The 23,508-nt window shown below is 49.3% G+C and carries 21 protein-coding genes and 1 other RNA gene; 3 read left to right on the plus strand and 19 right to left on the minus strand.

The window, feature by feature from the left end:
• Positions 1-328: 328 nt before the first annotated feature.
• The 14 genes from PLA01S_RS30010 to rpoE all read right to left on the minus strand — a co-directional run bounded on the left by PLA01S_RS30010 (position 329) and on the right by rpoE (position 13,803).
• Positions 329-598, minus strand: a complete 270-nt coding sequence (locus PLA01S_RS30010) for a pro-sigmaK processing inhibitor BofA family protein (protein WP_100541579.1) — start codon at positions 596-598, stop codon at positions 329-331.
• Between the two features lie 39 nt (positions 599-637).
• Positions 638-928 carry a hypothetical protein gene (locus PLA01S_RS30015; RefSeq protein ID WP_100541580.1) on the minus strand — a complete coding sequence of 97 codons (291 nt, stop codon included), beginning with the start codon at positions 926-928 and terminating at the stop codon, positions 638-640.
• A gap of 230 nt (positions 929-1,158) precedes the next feature.
• On the minus strand, positions 1,159-1,758 hold the full coding sequence (gene recR / locus PLA01S_RS30020) for a recombination mediator RecR (protein WP_006207509.1): 600 nt from the start codon (positions 1,756-1,758) through the stop codon (positions 1,159-1,161).
• Between the two features lie 25 nt (positions 1,759-1,783).
• A complete protein-coding gene (locus PLA01S_RS30025) occupies positions 1,784-2,095 on the minus strand; it encodes a YbaB/EbfC family nucleoid-associated protein (protein ID WP_009595540.1) in 312 nt (103 codons plus the stop codon).
• Positions 2,096-2,136: 41 nt separating this feature from the next.
• Positions 2,137-3,852, minus strand: coding sequence for a DNA polymerase III subunit gamma/tau (gene dnaX / locus PLA01S_RS30030; RefSeq protein WP_127595971.1), 1,716 nt, complete (start codon positions 3,850-3,852; stop codon positions 2,137-2,139).
• A 293-nt stretch (positions 3,853-4,145) separates the two neighbouring features.
• Positions 4,146-4,412, minus strand: an RNA gene (gene ffs, locus PLA01S_RS30035) — signal recognition particle sRNA large type.
• Positions 4,413-4,529: 117 nt separating this feature from the next.
• The gene (rpmE, locus tag PLA01S_RS30040) at positions 4,530-4,727 is read right to left on the minus strand and encodes a 50S ribosomal protein L31 (RefSeq protein WP_006207505.1); all 198 of its coding nucleotides are present in this window, start codon (positions 4,725-4,727) and stop codon (positions 4,530-4,532) included.
• A 177-nt stretch (positions 4,728-4,904) separates the two neighbouring features.
• Positions 4,905-6,182, minus strand: a complete 1,278-nt coding sequence (locus PLA01S_RS30045) for a radical SAM family protein (protein ID WP_127595974.1) — start codon at positions 6,180-6,182, stop codon at positions 4,905-4,907.
• A 32-nt stretch (positions 6,183-6,214) separates the two neighbouring features.
• Positions 6,215-7,543 (minus strand): transcription termination factor Rho, encoded by a 1,329-nt coding sequence (gene rho / locus PLA01S_RS30050; RefSeq protein WP_100541583.1) that lies wholly within the window; start codon positions 7,541-7,543, stop codon positions 6,215-6,217.
• Positions 7,544-7,696: 153 nt separating this feature from the next.
• Positions 7,697-8,956 carry a UDP-N-acetylglucosamine 1-carboxyvinyltransferase gene (gene murA / locus PLA01S_RS30055; RefSeq protein WP_127595977.1) on the minus strand — a complete coding sequence of 420 codons (1,260 nt, stop codon included), beginning with the start codon at positions 8,954-8,956 and terminating at the stop codon, positions 7,697-7,699.
• A gap of 318 nt (positions 8,957-9,274) precedes the next feature.
• A complete protein-coding gene (fba, locus tag PLA01S_RS30060; protein ID WP_076326392.1) occupies positions 9,275-10,129 on the minus strand; it encodes a class II fructose-1,6-bisphosphate aldolase in 855 nt (284 codons plus the stop codon).
• A gap of 174 nt (positions 10,130-10,303) precedes the next feature.
• Complete coding sequence (locus PLA01S_RS30065; RefSeq protein WP_098741279.1) at positions 10,304-10,696, minus strand: response regulator; 393 nt, start codon at positions 10,694-10,696, stop codon at positions 10,304-10,306.
• Between the two features lie 273 nt (positions 10,697-10,969).
• Positions 10,970-12,571 carry a CTP synthase gene (gene pyrG, locus PLA01S_RS30070; RefSeq protein WP_071221150.1) on the minus strand — a complete coding sequence of 534 codons (1,602 nt, stop codon included), beginning with the start codon at positions 12,569-12,571 and terminating at the stop codon, positions 10,970-10,972.
• 665 nt (positions 12,572-13,236) lie between these two features.
• On the minus strand, positions 13,237-13,803 hold the full coding sequence (rpoE, locus tag PLA01S_RS30075) for a DNA-directed RNA polymerase subunit delta (RefSeq protein WP_100541585.1): 567 nt from the start codon (positions 13,801-13,803) through the stop codon (positions 13,237-13,239).
• Positions 13,804-14,170: 367 nt separating this feature from the next.
• Between rpoE and PLA01S_RS30080 the strand changes: the two genes are divergently transcribed.
• Positions 14,171-15,319 (plus strand): S8 family peptidase, encoded by a 1,149-nt coding sequence (locus PLA01S_RS30080; RefSeq protein ID WP_127595980.1) that lies wholly within the window; start codon positions 14,171-14,173, stop codon positions 15,317-15,319.
• Positions 15,320-15,428: 109 nt separating this feature from the next.
• Here PLA01S_RS30080 and argS read toward each other — a convergent pair whose 3' ends face one another.
• The 5 genes from argS to PLA01S_RS30105 form a co-directional block, all read right to left on the minus strand.
• Entirely contained in the window at positions 15,429-17,108 is a 1,680-nt protein-coding gene (gene argS, locus PLA01S_RS30085) for an arginine--tRNA ligase (RefSeq protein ID WP_127595983.1), read from the minus strand.
• Positions 17,105-17,530, minus strand: coding sequence for a YwiB family protein (locus PLA01S_RS30090; protein ID WP_127595986.1), 426 nt, complete (start codon positions 17,528-17,530; stop codon positions 17,105-17,107). The genes argS and PLA01S_RS30090 overlap by 4 nt, the downstream gene beginning before the upstream one ends.
• Positions 17,531-17,881: 351 nt before the next feature.
• Positions 17,882-18,553 (minus strand): GNAT family N-acetyltransferase, encoded by a 672-nt coding sequence (locus PLA01S_RS30095; RefSeq protein WP_127595989.1) that lies wholly within the window; start codon positions 18,551-18,553, stop codon positions 17,882-17,884.
• An 83-nt stretch (positions 18,554-18,636) separates the two neighbouring features.
• Positions 18,637-19,308: a GNAT family N-acetyltransferase gene (locus tag PLA01S_RS30100; RefSeq protein ID WP_100541590.1), complete on the minus strand. Its 672-nt coding sequence runs from the start codon at positions 19,306-19,308 to the stop codon at positions 18,637-18,639.
• Between the two features lie 49 nt (positions 19,309-19,357).
• The gene (locus tag PLA01S_RS30105; protein WP_127595992.1) at positions 19,358-20,215 is read right to left on the minus strand and encodes a carbon-nitrogen hydrolase family protein; all 858 of its coding nucleotides are present in this window, start codon (positions 20,213-20,215) and stop codon (positions 19,358-19,360) included.
• 346 nt (positions 20,216-20,561) lie between these two features.
• Here PLA01S_RS30105 and PLA01S_RS30110 point away from each other — a divergent pair, with 346 nt between their 5' ends.
• Entirely contained in the window at positions 20,562-21,086 is a 525-nt protein-coding gene (locus tag PLA01S_RS30110; protein ID WP_127595995.1) for a phosphatase PAP2 family protein, read from the plus strand.
• A 230-nt stretch (positions 21,087-21,316) separates the two neighbouring features.
• Positions 21,317-23,389, plus strand: a complete 2,073-nt coding sequence (locus PLA01S_RS30115) for a serine hydrolase domain-containing protein (RefSeq protein ID WP_127595998.1) — start codon at positions 21,317-21,319, stop codon at positions 23,387-23,389.
• Positions 23,390-23,508 lie beyond the last annotated feature (119 nt).

Below are 23,508 nucleotides of genomic sequence, written 5' to 3' on the forward strand. Positions count from 1 at the left end.
TTCGACTTGCTCATTTCTTAACTGACGAGAATTTATTAATTCTCTTTATGTTCCACCATCCAACAAACCAAGGCTTGTACATGATGATTTCACAATGGATTTCACTAGTGAAATCCTCACTCACTCGTTGTTCAGTTTTCAAAGATCAATCATTTTCGTTTGTCATCCGCATCTCAGCGGCGACTTTTATAATATATCATACTAGCTTGCTGTTGGTCAAGAGGTTTTTTTGATTGTTTTTTCAACCAATTTTCTACCTGACCAGTGAATCTCTATCACCCAGAATCAAACGGGCGAACATTAATGTATCATAGAATATATGCTTGCGTCAACTACCTAATATCGTTATTTTCAGACCAACTAGTAGAGCCACGCCCGGCAAGCCCAGAACCATAACGGTTCCTATGGTCATCGGATTCAGAGGAATATACGTTTCAGCTGCTAAACCCGTGAAATTCACAACATAGATAGCTACAGCCGAGAGGGCCAAATGCGCACCGAATACGGTTAACCATCCCAACCCTAGCTTCTTTCTAAACACAACGTAGATAAGCAGCAAAAGCGATATGCATAGCACGCCCAGAACAATCATTTTCATAGATACTCCTCCTTCATTAAGAATCCTCGCAGCTCTCGTTTAACCGTTCTCCCTTTTTTGCTCGATATATTGCATCCTTGCTCCATCCAGGTTGAGCTGCTTGGCCTGTTTGAGATTCATCTGGTATTTGCGCTCCGCCGCCTCCAGCATGTAGATCGCATAATCGATCTGATCCTGTCCCGTCGCCTCTTGAAACAGCAAGTGCGCTCGCTCCCACTCCATTTGGGATCTCTGAACGTCCAGGAAGACATGCCACATCCGTTCCTGGTCCTCTGCCGTGATATACGTTTCCTCTTCTTTCTTCCTCGACTGCTTCCACCATATCTTCATTCCGCTCACTCCCTATGAATATGAATGTTAAGACACTGCCCTTAAATAAGACTGTCTGTAACATTCATATCGAGAGAGGGACAAACTTAGAACCAAAAGAACTCTTCCATCCTCTACTTTCTGCGCGATGTAGTAAATAAAGAAAAAACGAGCTATCAGAATTGCTTCCGATGCTCGTTCTCGTAAATATGCTTTCAATCTCAAACAGATGTTGCAGGAATCACAAAATATCAGTTCAGTTCTCGTCGGCCCTCTAGCGCCTTGGATAAAGTCACTTCATCTGCATACTCCAAGTCACCGCCAACAGGCAGTCCATGGGCAATTCGGGTCACCTTAATGTCAAAAGGACGGACCAGACGCGATATGTACATCGCCGTTGCCTCTCCTTCAATATTGGCATTCGTGGCCAGAATCAGCTCTTTCACTCTCTCGTCGCTAAGACGCGTCAGCAGCTCCTTCAGACGGATTTCATCCGGTCCGATCCCCTCCATTGGAGATATGGCTCCATGGAGGACATGATAGTAGCCATCGAATTCCTTCGTACGCTCCATCGCCACGAGATCCTTGGCATCCTGAACAACGCAGATGGTCGAAGGATCCCGGGTTTTGTCCTGACATACCCGGCATGGATCCGTATCGGTGATGTTGCAGCAGACGGAGCAGTAGTGCAGATTCCTTTTGACACTGACTAGCGCTTTGGCAAAATCAATAACGTCATCTTCCTTCATGTTCAGAACATGAAAAGCCAGGCGGGCAGCCGTCTTCGGCCCCACACCCGGCAGTCGCGTAAAGGCGTCGATGAGCTTCGCGATCGGTTCAGGATAGTACAAATGTAACTACTCCTTCTAGGTTAGATTAGAACAAGCCCGGAATTTTCATGCCGCCTGTGAATTTGCCCATATCAGCATTTGCTATTTCTTCAGCCTTGGCAAGTGCATCGTTAACCGCAGTCAATACCAAATCCTGCAGCATCTCCACATCATCCGGGTCAACCGCCTCAGGTTTGATGTTGATGGACAGAATTTGTTTATGACCATTCGCTTCCACGGTAACCACGCCACCGCCGGAAGTTCCTTCAACGGTTTTCGTAGCGAGCTCTTCCTGAGCCTTAAGCATTTGCTCCTGCATCTTTTTCACTTGCTTCATCATTTGGTTCATATTATTCATTGATTCATCTCTCCTTATAATAGGGTGCACGTAGGGACGTGCTAGTCTTTTATGACAACGAGGTCTTCTCCAAACAACTGGATCGCCTCATCAATCCATGGTTTTTCCCCACCGGCATCCGCTTCTTCATGCTCCAGCTTAAGCTCTTCTGCCTGAGGCTTGCCCACACCTTCTACCGCGTCACTCCAGTCACGAAGCATCATGGTAACCAGATGATACGGTTTGCCAAGCGTAGACTCAAGAACCCCTTCAATCACCTGTTTATTGGCAGGTTTCTCCGTGGTTTCCCGGTGGATGTTGTTTTTAAAAGCGACAAGAACCTTGTCTTCCCATACGGACACGGGTTCTCCATCCATCAGCCATGCATGGACCGTTACCTTCTCCTCTTTCACATTCTGCAGAATTTGGGCCCACTGCCGATGAACAGAGGTATAATCCTCCCCGGATCGGCAAGATACATACTGATCCATATGCTGCGGGATCTTGGCTGATGAAGCTGCTTTCGGTGCCGGTGTACGGGTAGACTTGGCCGGTTCGCGTTGACTCGATGCAGGAACACCGTTTTGTATCAGTCGCTCCAGCTTTTTCTCAAGTGAGGCTACATGCTGCTTCAGCTGAGCGAGTTCCCCCGCATCGGCCGTACTATGGGCAGCTGTGGCCCCGCCCGCAGATTGGGTTATACCGGAAAGCTTAAGCAATGCTACCTCAAACAAGGTTTGCGGCTGCGAGGCGTATTTCATCTCACTCTGATACCGATTCAGCGTATCAATCATTTGAAATAATTCATCTCGGCTGAAGGCATTCGCCATCTCCTGAAACTCTGCCGGATTCAAAACCCGATCGGTCAGCTTGTCGGCGCCAGGAACCATCTTGATCATTAGCAAATCGCGGAAATAATACAGGAGATTCTCCATGCATTTATCAGCACTTTTTCCCTCCTGCATGAACTGCTCCACGATCTGCAGCACAAGTCCGGCATCCCCTTGTTTCACGGCACTGGCCAGACGGCCAAACTGCTCCGAGGCAATACCGCCCGTCATGTCCATCACCTGCTGGTAAGATACCGTGCCTCCAGTGAAGGAAGCAATCTGATCCAGAATGCTCAATGCATCCCGCATACCGCCATCCGATAGACGTGCGATATACTGCAGCGCTTCATGCTCTGCCGTAATGCCTTCTTCTCCGCAAATCTGCTCCAGACGCCCGGTTTGTTCGTCCAAGGAAACCCTTCGGAAGTCAAACCGTTGACAGCGTGAGATGATCGTTGCCGGAAGCCTGTGCGGCTCTGTTGTCGCTAGTATAAACATCACGTGTGCCGGCGGTTCCTCCAGCGTTTTCAATAAGGCATTGAACGCTTCCGTCGTCAGCATGTGTACTTCATCGATAATATAAACCTTACGCCGCACCTCGGTCGGTGCGTATTTGACTTTCTCCCGCAAATCACGGATTTCCTCGACACCGCGGTTGGATGCAGCATCAATCTCCTGAACATCCATGACGGCGCCGGACGTAATACGCCGGCAGGCCTCGCATTCATTGCAGGGTTCCTCAGCCGGACCATGCTCGCAGTTCACGGCTTTGGCCAAAATTTTAGCGGCACTGGTCTTGCCCGTACCCCGTGGACCGCTGAACAGGTAGGCATGGGAAACCCGCTGCTCGCGAATGGCATTCTGCAGGGTCTGGATAATATGCTGCTGGCCCACCATGTCGCCGAACGACTGTGGTCGCCAAGCACGATATAACGCGATATGTTCCACTGTGCTTTACCCTCTTTCAACTTCCACTTCACGAGATCGAGAAAACCAAAAGTATATACTATGCCCGATTCTCGCGTGCTTTACTGTGCATTCATGGTCAATCCCAGCCGAAAAGGCGTGAGTTTAACGGTTATATTATACTACATTCTATACTACTTTCCCCTGCCTTAGCAAAACGTTTACTTGGAAAACTTTATCCAAAGTACACATGAAGGATTAGCTTGAATATATAGCCATCTCGACAAAAAACACCCTTGCCAATATGGCAAAGGTGTTATGTGCAGATATGTATACCGTGCACCTGTTATTGATAATTGCGATCCGAGCGGCAATCCTGAGCAACAACTCGGGCTAGGCACCCCTCCGGCACAAAAGCGATCTTGCTTATGGCTGCTTCCTTCCGGACCTGACCAGGTTCACAAGTGCTCATTGCGGAGGACCCAACCGTCAACGTTGAGCGCAGGGACCAGCCTCACATCGACAATACCTCTAACAGGAATTCAACCTCGCTACAGCGGATTGCGAGTTACAGGGCACCGCTACCTCCCCGTCTAGCACGGCGAACTTTAGTATATCGCATGGCTATCAAAAAAGCAACCGACGGAAGAAGTTGCATACTCCGCCAGCCTTATAAACAGACAAAAACCCTTCGACCACAAAGGCGAAGGGTTTGTTTATTAGATACCGTATTTCTTCTTGAATCTATCAACACGACCGCCAGCATCCAGGAATTTCTGTTTACCTGTGAAGAACGGATGACAGTTCGAGCAAATCTCTACACGAAGATCTGGTTTTACAGAACCTGTTTCAAACGTATTACCGCAAGCACAAGTAACTGTAGTAACGTGATATTTCGGTTGAATATCTTGTTTCATTGTAGCTTTCACCTCTTTCCGCCCTGAGCCTCATGCGGACCCAGAGTTATATGGACACATAAATGGAGTATATCACGAGCATATTGAATGCGCAATAGCCCATACACAAATCATCAGACAAGACCGCAACTGGAATTTTAACCTGTTTTTAACACAAGCAATGCCAGCACGATTCTGCTAGATAATCGAAGGTCTCTTCTTCGGCCTTGCCTGTCCCGCAGGCGGCACATGCGTATAGGAGCCAATCACCACATCCGGCAGCTCCTCCTGCATAATCTCAATAGCCTGCTTCATCCCCAGAATCTCGCCTTGCGCAGGCGGAATAAGCTCGAGATAGCTCTCAGGGTCAATATTGAGATTACGGAGCTGGATTAACTTGAGGCCCGTGCGGCGGGCAAACTCAATCATGGCCTCCAGCTCTTCCTCGCGATCGGTCACGCCCGGGAAGATCAGATAGTTGATGGATGTATACACGCCTTGATCGGTTGCATAACGAAGGGATTTCTCTACATTGGCCAGCGTATAGCCCCTTGGCTTGTAGTATGCGTTATAATGATCATCCAATGCACTGATCGTGCTGACTCTCATCAGATCAAGGCCGGCATCGACGATGCCGCGGATAAAATCGGTCAGTCCCGCATTGGTATTAATATTGATGTAGCCCATATCAGTCTGCGCCCGAACTTCTCTCATGGCTTCTATAATGATCTTCGCCTGCGTGGAGGGTTCTCCCTCACAACCTTGGCCAAAGCTGATGATCGATTCCGGCGTCTTCAGATGCTCCAGCATGACCTGCACCAGCTCATCCACTCTCGGACGGAAGTTCATGCGGGTCTGAGGCGCGACAAAGCCGCTGTCATCCGGCTGTTCCGATATACAACCGAAGCAACCGGCATTGCAGGAGTAAGATACGGGAACAGCGCCTTCCCAGCGATTCAGGAAGGTGTTGGATGCCGTCAGGCATTCATATCCTAATGCACAGTTAGACAGATGCTCATAGAGCCGATTCTCCGGATATTTCTCCTTCAGCGTCTTAACCCCAAGCTCAAGATCGTTCAGATCGCAGTTCACAGGGTTCCACTTCTCAGGGTCATCGGATAAACGCGCCGTCGTATAGAAGGCGCCATCCTTCCATACGACCGCCGAGTAACCAAATAGCGGCAGCTTATATTCCTTGTCCGACTTTACGTACCCTGGCAAGCACAAGCGGGTATAGCCTTGCGGCAATAGCGCTCCGACAGCGGTAAACCCATCCTCAAGCGGCATCATTTCACCGGTCTCCGGATCCATCCCGATCGCTCGGGTGCTCGGCAGCCCGACCAGTGTAGCTCCCTCTGGCAAAGGTATCAATTCATCATCCAATATTTCAACGATCATATCACCGCTTCGGGCAAGCCCGAACAGCTCGGAATGATCATATACGTTCCCTTGTTCATCTGCATAAACCAAATACATGTTGATCTCCTATTCTCCGGTTGATTCAGGGCTTAGCTCTGAGGGGCCGTCGCCGCAGATGCACGCGATGGACGTCTGGCTGTCTGGCCCTGAGCCCCGGTTCCGCTGCCGTTATTGGCATTCACATCAAATGATGCCAAGAACTCCGCGTTATTCTTGCTGTCACGCATTTTTTTGAGGAAGCCTTCCACAAAATCAGCAGAGTCGTTCATATTTTTACGGATCGCCCAAATGGTATCCAATTCATCCTTGTTCAGCAGCACCTCTTCACGCCGGGTGCCGGAGCGGCGAATGTCGATCGCCGGAAAAATACGGCGTTCCGCGAAGCGACGGTCCAGATGCAGCTCCATGTTGCCCGTACCTTTAAATTCCTCATAAATAATATCATCCATCCGCGACCCGGTTTCAACCAAGGCCGTAGCCAGAATCGTTAAGCTTCCGCCTTCCTCCACGTTGCGCGCCGATCCGAAGAAACGCTTCGGACGATGGAATGCCGCAGGATCAATACCGCCGCTCAGCGTTCTGCCGGACGGAGGGATGACCAGGTTATACGCACGGGCAAGACGGGTGATGCTGTCCAGCAATATAACAACGTCCTTCTTATGCTCCACCAGCCGCAAGGCACGGGACAATACTAGTTCCGCCACTTTAATATGGTTCTCCGGAAGCTCGTCAAAAGTAGAAGCAACCACCTCGCCCTTAACGGAACGCTGCATATCCGTCACTTCTTCAGGCCGTTCATCGATGAGTAAAACAAACAGTTCAATCTCTGGATTGTTGGTTGAGATGCTGTTGGCGATTTCTTTTAAGAGGAGCGTTTTCCCTGCTTTTGGCGGCGCTACGATCAAACCGCGTTGTCCTAAACCTACAGGTGCAAGCAGATCCATAATTCGGGTTGACAACTGATTAGGGGATGTTTCAAGAACAAGCTTTTCTTGCGGATAAAGAGGAGTCAAGGCTGGGAAGTGCAATCGTTCCGCTGCGACGGCAGGATTCTCACCATTCACGGCGTTAACCTGCAGCAGCCCGAAGTAACGTTCGTTCTCTTTAGGTGTCCGGCATTTGCCCGAAACCAAATCTCCGGTCCTTAAATCAAATTTGCGAATCTGGGAGGCCGAAATGTAGATGTCCTCCGTGCTTGGCAAATAGTTGATCGGCCTAAGAAAACCGTAACCCTCCGGCAAAATCTCGAGTACGCCCTCCATGAACATCAAGCCGCTCTGTTCAGCCTGCGCCCGGAGAATGGCAAATATCAATTCTTTTTTCTTCAACTGGCCATAATAAGGAATCTGATACTTTTTGGCCAGCTTATACAGATCCGTCAGCTTCATGCCTTCCAAATCGGCTATTTGTAAATCCATTCAATAACCACCTATTCAATTATTTGTTTCTGTCACAGCAGATCCCTGCGGTCATGTAGTCTATTATTCTATGAGAGCTTTACTAGGAGCATTACCCAAATCAGAGGGAGATATGCAGTTTTAACTACACATTTCCCTCATTTTGGTAAAAAATCACTCTTCCTCCGTCTCACGCCATACGTCGGCACCCAGCATACGCAGATTGGATACCAGATGGTCATAGCCGCGATCAATGAATTCTACGCCGCTTACCTCTGTTACCCCTTCGGGTACGGTTAGTCCCGCAATGACAAGAGCCGCACCTGCGCGCAGGTCGGTCGCTTTGACTTTGGCTGCGTTCAGCGGACCGCCTTCTATTATGGCAGAACGTCCCTCCACGCGGATTTTGGCCCCCATGCGAACTAACTCCGGAACATGTTTAAATCGGTTGCTATATACAAAATCACTAAGGACACTAACGCCTTCCGCTTGCGTAAGCAGGCTGGTCATCGGTGATTGCAAATCTGTTGCAAATCCAGGATATATAAGCGCCTTCACGTCCACATGATGATACCGGTCCTTACCGATCACGCGAATGCTTTCGTCCAGCTCCTCAATACCAACACCCATCTCGATCAGCTTGGCCGTAAGGGCTTCAAGATGTTTCGGGATGACGTTGTCAATCAGAACATCGCCGCGTGTAGCTGCGGCAGCAATCATATATGTACCGGCCTGAATCCGGTCTGGAATAATGGAATGTCGGCAGCCATGCATCTCGGTTACGCCTTCAATCCGGATCGTTTCCGTTCCGGCGCCCTTAATGACAGCTCCCATAGAATTCAAAAGTGTTGCAACATCTATAATTTCAGGCTCTTTCGCCGCATTTTCAATAATTGTGGAGCCTTTGGCCTTAGCAGCCGCCAGCATAATATTAATCGTTGCACCCACACTGCTCACATCCAGATAGATCTTCGCGCCTCGCAGCTCTTTGGCATGCAGATGGATCGAACCGTGTTCATTGGTGACGGTTGCGCCGAGCGCTTCAAAACCCTTGATGTGCTGGTCGATGGGACGAGGTTCAAAATTACAGCCGCCCGGCAGGCCGATCACGGCTTCTTTAAATCTTCCAAGCATGGCGCCCATCATATAGTAGGACGCGCGCAGTTTCTTGACGGGTCCGTTAGGCATCGGAATAGATTTGATATCAGAAGGGTCAATTCTCATCTGATTGCCTTCCCATGAAACTTGCCCGCCCAATTCTTCCAGGATCTCAGCATAAACAGCCACATCGCTGAGAAGCGGCAAATTATCAAGTACGACTTCCGATTCCGCCAGGATTGCGGCGGGAATTAACGCAATAGCACTGTTCTTGGCACCACTGATGGTTACAGTGCCTCGCAGTGGGCGTCCACCGCTGATCATCAATTTTTCCATAAGCTTTCGGGTCCCCCTACATCACTTCGCAGCCGGAAATGGTTCTGATGGCCGTCATACAAGAAAAACGTCTTAGCGACGTTCCTTAGAGGATGACAGACCGCATTTAGCGTTCTTTTTTTGTTCTCGATTATCCGGTTGTGAAGCTCACAACCCGCTTGTACTTTGATATCTTAATAAATGAAATGGAAAAACACCGGCTATGCGGTGTGCTTTCCATTTCATTGTATGCAGCATAAGACAGCCTAAAATCTTAGGTGATTCCAATCGTCATGTTGTGGCCACTAGGACTACAAGCGACTTAATTACAAGTAATGATTAAGCTTGATTGTTGGAACCGAACTCACGGATTTTGCCAACAACCGTTTCCTTAATTGCCTCACGGCCCGGTTTCAGGAATGTGCGCGGATCGTAAGCTTCTGGTTTAGCAGCAAGCACTTCACGAACAACTTTGGAGAACGAGATTTGGTTCTCGGTGTTCACGTTGATTTTGGACGTACCCAAAGAGATAGCTTTCTTGATGTCATGTGTCGGGATGCCTGTACCACCATGAAGCACCAACGGAAGTTTCACAGCATTGCGAATCTCTTCCATCTCTTTGAAACCAAGGTTTGGTTCGCCTTTGTAAGGACCATGAACAGAACCAAGCGCAGGTGCCAATGTGTCGATGCCTGTTTCGTTCACGATGCGAACGCAATCGTCAAGCTTCGCGTACATTACGTCACCGATGACGTCATCTTCTTGTCCGCCGACCATGCCGACTTCAGCTTCAACGGAAACGCCTTTGGCATGAGCATACTCAACGACTTGTTTCGTTGTTGCAATATTTGTCTCAATCGGGCTGTGGGAATCATCGATCATAACCGAAGTGAATCCAGCGTCGATTGCTTCTTTACATTTCTCAACACTTGAACCGTGGTCAAGGTGAATGGCAACAGGAACTGTAACTTTCAGGTCCTCCATCAAACCTTTTACCATGTGTACGACGGTGCTGAATCCACCCATATAACGAGCTGCGCCTTCGGAAACACCAAGAATTACCGGGGATTTCTCTTGCTCAGCCGCTTCAAGAATCGCATATGTCCACTCCAGGTTGTTGATGTTGTATTGACCAACAGCATATTTACCTTCGAGTGCTTTGTTCAGCATGTCTGTCATTGATACTAATGGCATGGTTTCATCCTCCTATAGATGCTTAGTTTGTCTATGGTTTTTAGCCGATATAACATACGGACTTATTATACCACATCGCGTCATAAATACTAAACAAGCATTTCCTAAATTGCTGCGAAGGACCTCACATTCTGGCAAAAAAAAGAATTCCGCCCTTTGAGCAGAATTCATCATTCAACCGATATTATTGGCGGTCCCTTTCAGCTGCATATTGACGGCTTGCCGCATCTCATCAATATCAAAGGGTTTGGTAAAATGCATCAACGCACCAAGATCGGTTGCTTCCTTGATCATGTCAAGCTCTCCATAGGCTGTCATCATGATCACCTTAATGTCCGGATTCATCTGTTTAATATGCTTCAAAATCTCAAGCCCGTCCATTCCAGGAATTTTCATATCCAGCAGCACCAAATCCGGGGCATGCATCTTCACAATTTCAAGTGCAGCCTTGCCGTTGGCCGCCTGAAACGTCTCATATCCTTCACTGCTGAACACTTCCACAAGCAGGATGCGGATCCCATTCTGGTCATCCACAATCAACACTTTGTGTTTGCTTTCCTTGCTCATCCCTTCAACCTCCCCGATACTTAAATCGTACAATGAGTATATGCAAACTCGAAAGTTCCTAACTTTCCCATAAACCGACCATTATTTGTATTCGCTTGCAGATGTCGAATTCCTTCCTATACTAAAAAAAGTAAGAAAAAAAGATGTGCGAATTTGTTGTATATGAAATCGACAGCTCCGGACACCCGCTCCGAACGTTTAGCTTACCCTCTCCGTAGTTATGACAATGGATTTATACGCAAAAAAGAGCCTCTTCAAAAGAGGCTCTTCTCGTTATGCCTGATGCTGGATCGAGGCTTTTACAAATTCACGGAACAATGGCTGCGGACGGTTCGGACGGGAAGTGAATTCCGGATGGAATTGCACGGCGAGGAACCAAGGGTGTCCTGGCAACTCTACGATTTCAACCAGACGTCCATCCGGAGAAGTACCGGATATACGCAAACCTGCTTTTTCAATATCTTCGCGGTATTGGTTGTTGAACTCGTACCGGTGGCGATGTCTTTCATATACCAGCTCGTCCTGGTAGCAGGACTCGGCAAGCGATCCTGGAACCAGCTTGCATGGATACAGACCCAGGCGCATGGTTCCGCCAAGATCCTCAATATCCTTTTGCTCCGGCAGCAGGTCGATGACTGGATATTCGGTAGCCGGATCGATCTCCGAGCTGTTCGCGCCGTTCAGACCGACAATCGAACGGGCATATTCAATAACGGACACTTGCATCCCAAGGCAAATGCCGAAGAATGGAATGTTGCGTTCGCGAGCATAGCGGATCGCGCTGATCTTGCCTTCGATACCCCGATCTCCAAATCCACCCGGTACAAGAATACCGCCAATGCCACTCAACGCCTCTTCCACATTGTCTGCCGTAATTTCTTCGGCATTCACCCAGCGGATCTTCACGTCGGCATTAGCATCAAAGCCTGCATGAGACAAGGATTCAACAACACTGAGGTAGGCATCGTGCAGTGCGACATACTTACCGACGATCGCAATCTCAACGGTCTTCTCCAGCTTGGATACACGCTCCACCAGATCTTCCCACTCGCTCATATCAGGCGCAGGGGTGGTCAATTTCAAATGATTGACAACAATTTCATCAAGGCCTTCTTCACGCAGATTCAGCGGTACCTCATACAGCGAGGAGGCATCGCGACATTCTACAACCGCATTCGGGTCGATGTCGCAGAAGAGCGCGATTTTTGCTTTCATCTCGGTTGAAAGCTCATGCTCCGTGCGGCACACGATAACATTCGGCTGAATGCCAATACTGCGGAGTTCTTTTACACTGTGCTGGGTCGGCTTTGTTTTCACTTCACCGGCTGCTTTAATATATGGAATGAGGGTTACATGAATATACATCACGTTCTCACGGCCAACGTCGCTCTTAATCTGACGGATCGCCTCAAGGAAAGGAAGGCTTTCGATATCGCCGACCGTGCCGCCGATTTCGGTAATGACCACATCCGATCCCGCTTCACGGCCTGCACGGAACACGCGCTCCTTGATTTCGTTCGTAATATGAGGGATCACCTGCACGGTACCGCCCAAATATTCGCCACGACGTTCCTTGCTGATAACAGAAGAGTATACTTTCCCTGTTGTCACATTGCTGTTCTTCGACAGGTTAATATCGATGAAGCGCTCATAGTGTCCCAGGTCCAGGTCGGTTTCCGCACCGTCATCCGTAACGAATACTTCGCCATGCTGGTAAGGACTCATGGTGCCCGGATCTATATTAATGTACGGATCGAATTTCTGAATCGTTACCTTGAGCCCTCTGTTCTTAAGCAATCTACCGAGCGAAGCGGCGGTAATTCCCTTACCAAGAGATGACACGACCCCGCCTGTTACAAAAATATACTTTGTCACTGTTAAAAACCCTCCTATATAATCTCCATAACTTCAGGCGACATATGATGTTTATCCTAACCCGTTTTCCCCTGATTCATCAGAGGGACCAACAAAAAGCATCGCTCGCTTCCAAAAATGGTGAGCGAGCTGACCTCCGACCTATTACAAACCGCATATATTACGCTTAAATGATCCTCATACCGAGCTGCTAAACACGGCATACGTTATGAGGCATCAAAACGAGCGGTTCCCATACCTCATCTTAAACAACTGCAAACCTGAGTCTCCCCCACCGGCGGAATAATCACTGCAAGAGACCATGAAAGTCCAGTCCCTACAGGAAGGATGCCTCCACAGCCCAAAGAAAAAATGTCTATCGACAAACTTCCAGAAGCAGACCGCTTTTGATAAGGTAGTTTCTCTTGCATTATTAGGTCCAGAAGCTAGCGATAGTTTACACTTTCTGAGCCTTAAAAACAAAAAAAGTGACCCCGAATAAATAACGGGGCACTTTTATATTAAACATATTTAATCCACAATCATAAGCCCAAGCAATAGTTTACTCTGTGCCTTGTCTGCTTGTCAAGAGAAGAAGCAACCTCAAAATTCCCCAATGGCCTGACACTGTAAAACACAGTCATAATCAGCACAGACGAGTCCTAAAGCCCCTGCTGCCTGACGGATTAATCCTTATCGTCTTCCTCAAATGCTTCATCTTCCAGATCGTCTTCCTCTTCGGATTCCGAATCCTCGTCATCCAATTCGTCATCATCCAGAACAACCTCTTCATCTACATCATCGTCGGCATCATCATCATCCGGGAAGAGATCGTCGTGATCATCATCTTCCTCATCGATGCTGTCGAAATCCTCCTCGGCATCGTCACCGCTATAAGTATCCTCTTCATCGGTGAAATCATCGTCATCGTCATCTTCATCGTTGATGATCCGCGGACGCTTGGCGTTCGCAATCGGATCCTCGGACTTCTCCAGCGGATACCAGCGCTTCAGTCCCCACAGATTCGTTCCTACACATGCGAAACGTCCGTCTATATTGATCTCGGTATATAACTGGGCAATCGTTTCGTTAATTTCCTGTTCCGTAAAGCCGCGAAGCTTGGCCACCTCATTCATAAGGTCACGGTAATAATACGGCGTATTCGCCGCCTTCAGAACCATAAAAGCCAGGTCAACCATGGGGATTTCCTGAATCTTCTCCGGATCGATCTTTAAATTGAGCGGATTACTCACTAACGCACACTTCCTCTCACACAATCTTCACGTTATACCCTCAACATATCCATTATCAAAACTAAGTAAAACCTATTTGGAAATAAAAATCAAGTTTTTATGCACCATTACCCATCAGATACCAAATGGAAAAAGACGGAGACTATTCCTCTCCGTCTTCTGACTGTATCCGCCCCAAGGATCGACTCCTTACGGGATTAGATAAGAGAACCTTGATGTTCTCTCCATGTATCTTATGTTAGCCCTGCTGCTTTGACACGGTAAACAGGGCCTATTTCCCGGAAAAAGGGCAACATCCCATTCGGGCACTCTCCCCAGTTCATACAATACTGAAGCAACGGTTCATCGGGAAGGGAGATTGCCACACATGGATTACACCCGGATCATGCAATCACTACTTACAGAGACGAACCCTATGCGGAACGTCCGGGAAATGAACCGGCGGCTCCTTACGTTTCATGACCCTCAGCTGTACCAGGAATGTATCCGCGAATGGAATCGACTTGTCGGGAAAAGGCGTTTTCCGAGTTCGGTCAGCTATTCGCCGCTTACCCGCACCATCATCGCTCCAGCTCCCCAAACCGCGAAGTTTGAGTCGGAGTTTCGGAATGAACTGATGGTTGAAGAGGATGAACAGGTTCATATCCATGCCATACAGGGGACAATTGGAACGTTAACCGGGATCCCATGGGGTATCAAGCAAATCAAAGCCCCTCAGTCCTGGTCGGTCTCGACAGGACACCGCATGAAGATTGCCGTTATCGACACGGGGGTGGATTTTGCTCACCCCGATCTGAAGTATTCGCTGACTCGAGGTGTTAACCTTGTCCACCGGAACATCCCGCCATATGATGACAACGGACACGGAACACATATTTCGGGTACCATCGCTGCTGCCAACAGCACGCAGGGAATGATTGGCGTTGCTCCAAGATCTGTGGTGTATCCAGTCAAAGCCTTTGATCACAACGGATCCGCCTTTGTGTCGGATATCATTCTAGCCATCGACTGGTGCGTGCGGTCCGAGATCGATATCATCAATATGAGTTTCGGTATGCAAACCCGAAGTCGCACGCTGCTGGATATAGTAGGCAAGGCCAACCAAGCAGGTGTCATTATTGTTGCCTCCTCCGGTAACGACGGCAAACGCCGTACCGTGGACTATCCTGCCCGTTATCCTCAAACCATATCCGTCGGAGCTACCGACCGCAACCGGAAAATCCCTGCCTTTAGCAATCGCGGACAATTTGTCGATATTTATGCACCTGGAGATAAAATCGTGTCCGCGTGGCTGCAAGGAAAATACCACGAGATGAGTGGCACCTCCATGGCGACTTCACACGTTAGCGGAGCGATCGCCCTACTGCTTGCACAAAAGCCTGACCTAAAAAAAACGGCTACCATTAAGGCCCTGCTGCGACGCACCTCCTCTCCCCTTAAGCTCAAAAAAGGATACAGCGTCTCCGATGGAGAGGTAAATGCCTTGAAATTTTTGCGCGAGGGCATGAAATTATAAACTGATTCTTCATCAACGATAAAAGAAACTTCGTTTATCATTTATCAATTAAAAACAGCCGCCTTTCCTCGGAAAGACGGCTGTTGTACATATTAAAAAGCAAAATCCCTTACATCCGTTCTGGCGCCGATACGCTCATCAGGCGAAGCACGTTAGCGATGACCGTGCGAACTGCTCGAAGCAAAGCAAGGCGAGCCTGCGTTTGATCCGCATCCTCGGTAATCACACGTTCGGCTCGATAGTAGCTGTGGAACAAGGAAGCCAGCTCGTATACATACCGGATGAGTCGGTGCGGAGCATAGTTCTCTGCAGCAAGCGACACTTCCTGCGGAAGCTCTCCTATTTTGCGCAAAATGTCGTATTCATGCTCGGTTGTAAGAACGCTCAGGTTCACTTCGGAAAGCGGCAGGAGGTTAACACCCTGCTCCTCTGCTTGGCGGAATACGCTGCATATACGTGCGTGAGCATACTGCACATAGAAGACCGGATTCTCATTGGACGTAGACATCGCCAGATCCATATCGAAATCCAGATGCGAATCCATACTGCGCATGGTGAAGAAATAGCGGATCGCGTCCACGCCGACTTCATCCATCAGATCTTCCATCGTGACCGCTTTACCTGTACGCTTGGACATCTTCACTTTCTCGCCATCCTGGAATAAGCTGACCATCTGGGCGATCAATACAATCAGTTTGTCCGGATCATTGCCGAGCGCCTCCATGGCAGCCCTCATCCGCGGAATATAACCATGGTGATCGGCTCCCCAAATATTAAGAATCTTGTCATAGCCGCGCTCGTATTTATTCCGGTGGTACGCAATATCCGGTGTCAGGTAAGTATAGGTTCCGTCATTCTTCACGAGGACGCGGTCTTTGTCATCCCCATAGTCGGTTGTGCGAAGCCAGGTTGCCCCATCCTTCTCATAAGCTTCGCCCTTCGATTTCAGCTCTTCCAGGGATTTCTCCACGAGTCCGTTCTCATACAGGGATGTCTCACTAAACCATTCGTCAAAATGAACGCGGAATCGATTCAAATCGCGTTTGATTTTATCCAGTTCCTTCTCAAGTCCGAACTGACGAAGGAATGCCGTTCTCTCGCCTGGATCCATGGATAGCAAAGAGTCGCCCTTCTCGGCTACAAGCTCTTTGGCAAACCCTTTGATATCTTCGCCATGGTATCCATCTTCCGGCATTTCGGCATCCTGTCCGAGCTCCTGCAAGTAACGGGCCTCGAGGGATTTAATCAGGTTGACCACTTGGTTGCCTGCATCATTGATGTAGTATTCGCGCGTAACTTCGTAGCCTGCAAAATCAAGCACATTGCAGAGGGCATCGCCTACCGCCGCTCCGCGGGCATGTCCCAGATGCAGACTTCCGGTGGGGTTAGCGCTGACAAACTCCATCTGAACCTTTTGCCCCTTACCCGCAGCAATCCGCCCGTAGTTGTCGCCCTGTTCTTCTACCAATGCAACGATCGGATAGAGGTACCCCTTGTCCAAGGTAAAGTTAATGAATCCCGGCCCGGCTATTTCTGCTTTTTCAATGGAAGCTTTCGCCATGTCCAAATGCTCCAAGATAGCCTCCGCAATTTGCCGCGGGTTCTTCTTAGCGATTCGTGTCAACTGCATCGCTACGTTCGTAGCCAAGTCGCCATGCGACTTATCCTTGGGAACTTCCAGCGTAATGCCCGGCAGTTCCTCACGGGAAACCAGCCCTGCAGCTACGGCAGCGTCCGCCACCGCTTCTGCAACCAGCCCGTTAATGTGATCTAATGGATTCATTATCATGATTCATGTGCCTCCTGAATAGTCAAACTGATCGAAAAGTGTCCCGAAAACTCGTCAAACACATATAAATCATACGCCCAAGCCGCTCGTCCGGACACGCCTTCAAACGCTAGCTCCAGACGCTGGGTGTGCGTAGACAGATTAAATGAAGTGAACGGGGAGCGGTAATACCCAGGCAATCGCTGACCCAGCTTAAATGCCTGCTCGGACTCCACCTCGCCGTGACGGATCAGCTTCAGCTCGTCCTCCGTCAGCTTGAGCATCGCCCGGGTTTCCCCTTGATGCGGTCCAAGTGCTGGTTCTGTATAGCGAACATACAGGACATTCCCTTTGATAAACGCCTCTGCCGGAAGCTCCTGTATCGTATTCTCCCCTTCGTGAAGGCTTTGAAGACGGATGCTCACTTGTTTTCGGTCGTTCATGTACGTTCCTCTTTTCCTTACCTATTGTATTACTATATCCAGTATAGCCTTGCAATTCAAATGAGGATTTTAGCAAATGTGAAGAAAAAGTTGATCCACGTGCTTACACGGAAGACCGACCGCATCCTCAATCTCCGTATTTCTCGGCCCATTGCTTGTGCCACTCACTATAACTTACACCTGTGATTTCCTTGCCAAAATAGGCTGCCGGATCATAGCTCTGCACGCATGTCTGAATATAAGGGGTTGCCGTCATTCTACGATTAGAATACCAAATATCACATGCTATAGGCGTAACCGGAAAAAAATATGCCTGATCCATAACGAATCAGGCATGATCCACAATATAGATTACAACGGCAGCAGCGATACCTTCTCCCGCGCTTCCAGCTTGGCGACCATGTCATGCCAAGCCTGCGGTTTCTCAGGCAGTACCGAATAGTATCGTCTCAAGAAGTTTACGATCAGCTCTGCAGGCAATTCATTGACAGTATCATCGCCCGGCATGAAGCAGAAGTCGAGCCCGCTCACGGCTTCGCCATCATTATTCCAGGATGGATGCACGTAGGCGATATCCGTGCGTTTGTAGCCAAGATGCGACAGCACCTCGCGGCGAACGAACGGATCCATCGGCTTTACCCCGCCGAATGCATAGTCCTGTACCCGATATGGATCGTAGATCTCGGCAAACATGCCGAACAACGCTTTACCGTTCGCTGCCGCCAGTTGATTCAGATCCTTCAAGCGATGCTGTGCCAGAAATCGGCCGATACCAAGCCCTTCCCGCCCGATAATGGTAAAATCGGTCATCGCGACATTCCAATCCTCGTAATAGCGGTATTCCGTCGTACCCACCACTTCGTCCTCATGCAGGGCAACAAACACCCGAATACCCGGATCCTCCAGCGGTTCTTTCCATAGACTGAATTCCAGCACCTCTTCCGGAGGGAACACTTCCTTCATCAGATTATGCATTTTGCGGAACAAGGGATCGTCGATGCTGGTAATACGGATATATTCCATTAAATAAAAGCCTCCTTATATATGTAATCAAAAAATCCACTTTATATATGAAGCCAATTCATTATCATTCACGCGAAACTACTTCACCCACTGAACGGATTCTTCCATTCCATCAGAGCCCCATAATTGCAGGATTCCTCATCCTCCAAATACTCCGCTGCCACCCCAACGGGCGTCCGGCCGCAACGCAGCAGGAAAGTAATCACCGGATCCTTGAGATCACCACGGATCACAGCGTCCAGATATTCCGCAGCCGACATTTCATGGGCATGCCGATGATAGCCGGGCATCCGTCCGCCGCCAAGCAGTCGGTCCAGTCCCCGATTCACCGTCACATGGTACAGCGACTGGATCAGCCATTTGCCGAGTCCGAGCTTACGAAAGCGCGGCCTGACGCAAATGTCGGCAATGTATAGCGTATTCCCGTCCGGCTTGTGCGTCCGGATATACCCGTTATCCGTGGTATCCGCCCAGGAGTGGGCAGGCTCTCGCGGATCGTAATCCACAATGAGCGAGGTGATCGACCCGGCGAGCATCCCGCTCACTTCAACGCACAGAGCACCCTCAGGGAACAAGGTGACATGCTGCTTCAGCTGCTCCTTGTTCCACAACTGCTCCGGCGGATACGGGGGAGGGAACGTCTCGGATTGAATGACGATCAGCTCGTCAAAATCCGCTTCCGTGTAGCTTCGTATGACAACCGGCACCGGCCTGGCGTCGTCAAATACATAAAACTGTTGATGAAACCGGGCCATTTCCTCTGCACCGCCTTTGTCCTATTTTCCTCAAGTGATGATAAACGGCTTATTTCCAATCCGGATACAAATCCGTGCGGCGATCGCGCCATGTCGTGACGGATCCCTTCTCCCGCACTTGGTACAATAAATCCAGATCGAGATCGGCTGTAATGATCATGTCGTTGTTGAGCTCTCCCTCGGCCAGCAGGCCCTGCGGGGGAAACGGGATATCGTTCGGGGTAATGATGGCCGCCTGTCCGAAGTTGGCACGCATCAGATCCACGGTTGGCAGCGAGCCAACGGTACCTGTCAGCACCACATAGATTTGATTCTCAATGGCGCGGGCATGGCTGGTGTAGCGAACGCGGTGGAATCCGTGACGATCATCCGTACAGGATGGACAGAAAATGACGTCGGCCCCTTTAGCCTTGGCCATGCGCACGATCTCAGGGAATTCGATGTCATAGCAGGTCAGCATCGCAATGGTGCCTTTTTCCGTCTCGAACACTTCGAGCCCTTCGCCTGTTCCCATATTCCATCCGCTAATCTCCGAAGGCGTGATATGAATCTTGGCCTGCTCCGCAATGCGGCCGTCCGGATAGAACAGATGCGCTACATTGTACAGCTTCCCTTCCCGGCGAATGACGTGCGTACCGCCAATGATATGCATATTATATTGCTTCGCAAAGCCCTGAAACAGCTCGCGGTAACGGTCTGTGAAATCCGGAAGATCATTGATCGTCAATGCCTTCCCTTGATCATCCCCGATGGACATCAGCTGCGTCGTGAAAAATTCCGGAAACAGCACAAAATCGGCTTCGAATTCCTCCGCCGTTCGGATATAATGCTCCGATTGATGGGCAAAATCGTCAAAGGATTGAATAGTGTGCAGATGATATTGCACGGCAGAAACGCGAAATTTCATGCTTCTCCTCCTTATGCATGGATAGATGCTTTCATTATATCGGATTCCGGGCTCCGAGAACATGGGAACATGAAGTCACCATCCCTTGGAAACCATAATCTTGTGAAGCGTGCTTCCAACACGCTCAAACGGTTAGCCCTCAACTCATGTGCGAGAAAGAACGTTCAAATTATGAAAAAATACATGTCATTCATACCCACGCTTAACAATTCTCCTGTATACTGTCGTATGTAAGCCTCTTGTCTACACTTTGAATCTCGGCCCTTACAAGCATATATCCTCAGCCTGATTGAACTTTTTTGGGCTGACAGCTTACAAAATTATAATGTGAGGTGTTCTGTTCACAATGATTACTCGTTCGATGGATTGGCTTCAGCAACATGACCACCTTATCTTCCGCTGGTTAAACCGCAAGATCAGCAACAAAACGGTGGATTCGATGCTCGCGCTGGTCACCCATATGGGGGGTGCTATCTTTACCATTGTGCTGACACTTTCGATAGCGTTTTTTGCACCTGAGCCGTGGAATACGATGGGGTGGCAGAGCTTTTTGGCGCTTTCCCTCAGCTTCCTGATTACGGCCCTCATCAAAAGGAAGATGCGGCGCATCAGGCCCTATCTGGCACTGGAAAAGGTGCGGTTCGAACAAAAACCGATGAAGGACCATTCGTTTCCTTCCGGGCACTCGACGGCCATCTTTTCCATTATCACGCCGTTTCTATTCATAACGCCTTGGCTGTCGTTGCTCTTGATCCTGCTGGCCCTTACGGTCAGCCTGTCGCGCATCTATCTGGGCTTTCACTACCCTTCGGATTGTTTGGCAGGCTGTTTCGTCGGAACCACCTCGGCGCTGCTTATCGTCCTTAGTTAAAAAACAGGCATTCCCCTAATGGCTTCACGGCTATGAATGGGATGCCTGTTTTTTTGTGTTTCCCCTCACTTGTTTTTTTCCTGCTCCTCTATCCCGGCTGCGACAAGGAATTATCGCTATCTTCCCATACGTATCCATCATCATTTCACAGAAATATGAAAAAAGATTGAACCATTCGGGCTGGTAAATCGTACTAACTAGTACATTCATCATAAGGAGGTATTTATTCATTGAAGAAAAGACTATCACGTATGCTCGTAACCCTTCTCGCAGTCACACTGGTTCTCCCAGCTGGGGTAATGGCAGCAGATAACAGCCAAGCTGCCGCTGGAGGGAGCCTTGAGAAAACCGCCGCAGAGAAAGCCAAGCTGCTCACCGGGACGTATGGAACGACAAGCGTCCAATATGCCTTGATCGACAACGGCAAGATTACCGTGTCCGGGCAAGCAGGCGTCAATGATATCGAAGGAAAGAAACCGTTGACCAAGGATACGATGTATGGCATCGGCTCCACGAGTAAAGTGTTCACCGCCGCTGCGGTAATGAAATTGGTGGATGAGGGGAAAATCAACCTGGATACGCCTCTGGTTCAGTACATACCCGAATTCACGATGAAAGACGAACGTTACAAAAAAATCACGCCGCGCATGCTGCTCAACCATTCCTCCGGACTGCAAGGCTCAAGCCTGAACAATGCATTTTTGTTCGAGGATAATGACCCTCATGCACATGACACGCTGCTGAAGCAGCTGTCCACCCAAAACCTGAAAGCGGACCCAGGTGCATTCTCCGTTTATTGTAATGACGGGTTCACGCTAGCTGAGATACTGGTAGAGAAAGTGAGCGGCAAGGATTTTACCGCATTCATCCATCAATATTTTACCGAGCCGTTAGATTTGGACCACACGAAGACATCCCAAGATACGTTGGAGTTAAGCCAAATGGCAGGTCTGTACTATCCTACTCACCAAGGACAGCTTCCTAACGAGACGGTCAATGTGATCGGAACCGGCGGCATCTATTCTACGGCTGAAGACCTGGTGCAGTTCGCGCAGATCTTCACCGGAGAAGCCGAAGGCATTCTTTCCGAGAAATCCGTCAAAGCCATGGAGCAGGAAGAATATAAAAAGGGCTTGTGGCCCGAAGATGCCGATAACTCGTTCGATTACGGACTCGGCTGGGACAGCGTGAGACTGTTTCCGTTTAACCAATATGACATGAAGGCCGTAACCAAAGGCGGAGACACTATCCTGTATCACGCTTCGCTCGTAGTTCTTCCTGAGCAGAATATGGCAGCTGCTGTGTTATCTTCCGGCGGTTCCAGCTCAACCAACCAACTGTTGGCCAACGAAATTCTGCTGCAAGCACTCAAGGAGAAAGGCACCATCAAGGAATTCAAGCCGGAAAAATCATTCGGCAAACCGGTCAAGGCCGACATGCCTAGCGACATCGCGAAATATGCCGGTTACTATGGCGTGACGAATCAGCAGATGAAAGTCGACATCAAGGACGGCGAATTGTCCATTACCGTACCGATGGTGCCGGATTATCCTGCGGAGAAATATGTATACACTGCAGATGGAACATTTGTCAGCGCGGATGGCAGCACGAAGGTAAGCTTCGTCAAAGAAAAGAATAACCGCCTCTATTTGTGGGTAAGACAATATGTAACGATTCCTGGACTTGGGCAAATGGCTTTATCGCATTATACCGCCGAGAAAATGGAAGCGAACCCGTTATCCAAGGAGACCGCTGCCGCTTGGGCCAAGCGGGAAGGCGAAACGTTCTATCCATTGAATGAGAAATTCACATCGTTGATGTACTTCATCACGAAACCGACGGTTGAGATTAACAGCAAGAGCGGTCTGGAAGGTTATATGATGGACAAAAAGATCATTGACCCGGATACCGCAGTAAGCCAGCATCAGGTTCCGGCGATCGGCAGCCGGGATACGTCCGAATTCCGCTTCTATAAGGAAAAGGGCGTTGAGTATCTCGAAGGGGCAGGCTCCCTGTTTGTGAGCGGTAAGAACGTTAAGCCGCTTTATAAAGGAAAAAAATCAACCGTCACCCTGCAAGCCGATGGCTATGCCAAATGGTACACCGTCCCTAAACAAGCTGCAGGCAAAACGATGATCGTCACCCTGCCGGCACAAGGCGCTTTCGCCGTGTATGACGACAAAGGTGCCGTTGTGAACTACAGCATCGTCAGCGGCAGTAATGAAGTGAAGCTCCCTGCCAATGGAGCTGTCGTATTTGCCGGTGCCCCAGGCTCGGCATTCGGTATCTCCCTGCAGCCGTAATGAAGGTGGGCAGCGGGGTTACATGATTCCCTGTCAAGCCAGGATAACCTATAAATAAAAGCACCTCAACCAAAGGCACATGCCCATGGTTGAGGTGCTTTTTGCGATGAAATGGTCTT

The sequence above is a fragment of the Paenibacillus lautus NBRC 15380 genome, from assembly GCF_004000945.1.
Lineage (GTDB): Bacteria > Bacillota > Bacilli > Paenibacillales > Paenibacillaceae > Paenibacillus_AQ > Paenibacillus_AQ lautus.